The organism is Pseudomonas sp. PKS (assembly GCF_051913525.1).
In the GTDB taxonomy this organism is placed as follows: Bacteria; Pseudomonadota; Gammaproteobacteria; order Pseudomonadales; family Pseudomonadaceae; genus Aquipseudomonas; species Aquipseudomonas guariconensis_D.
The window spans coordinates 1-628 of the sequence record NZ_JBEGDO010000049.1; the positions used below are offsets into that span (position 1 = coordinate 1).

1 protein-coding gene is annotated in these 628 nt (G+C 58.9%); it reads left to right on the top strand.

Features of this window, described 5'->3' with window-relative positions:
* Positions 1 to 57: 57 nt before the first annotated feature.
* A partial coding sequence (locus tag ABOA88_RS24025; protein WP_440127995.1) for an IS3 family transposase occupies positions 58 to 628 on the top strand: 571 nt, incomplete at its 3' end.

Genomic DNA, 628 nt, shown 5'->3' on the forward strand with positions numbered 1-628 from the left:
CTGCGTCGCCCTGAGCATCCCAGGCAGGATGCTCAACTCAGGCAGGATCTGCGCAAGATCCATGCAGCCAGCCGTAAGACCTATGGCCGACCTCGCCTGGTAGAGGCGTTGCGTCAGGCGTCTCATGCCGTTGGTCACAAGCGGGTGAGGCGACTGATGAAGGAGGAAGGTATCCAGGGGCAGGCCAAAGGCCGGTTCAAGCCTTGCACCACGGACAGTCGGCATTACCAGCCGGTTGCACGTAATGTACTCGACCGCCAATTTTCGCCAACGAACCCCACTAGAGCATGGGTCAGCGATATCACCTACATCTCCACGCGGGAGGGTTGGCTCTACCTAGCCGTCGTTATCAGCATTCAAACCCGCCAAGTATTGGGTTACAGCCTGGCGGACCGGATGCCGGATGATTTGGTTGAGCGCGCCTTCATTAACGCCTGGAACGCCAGTCTGTCGCCCTCAGGGCTGGTGTTCCACTCTGATCAAGGGCGTCAGTACGCCAGCAGCAGGTTCCGTCAGGCGCTCGCTGAAAAAGGCTGCATCCAGAGCATGAGCCGAAAAGGCAATTGCTGGGACAATGCAGTGGCAGAAAGCTTTTTCGCCACCCTGAAGAGAGAGGAAGCCCGCGGGG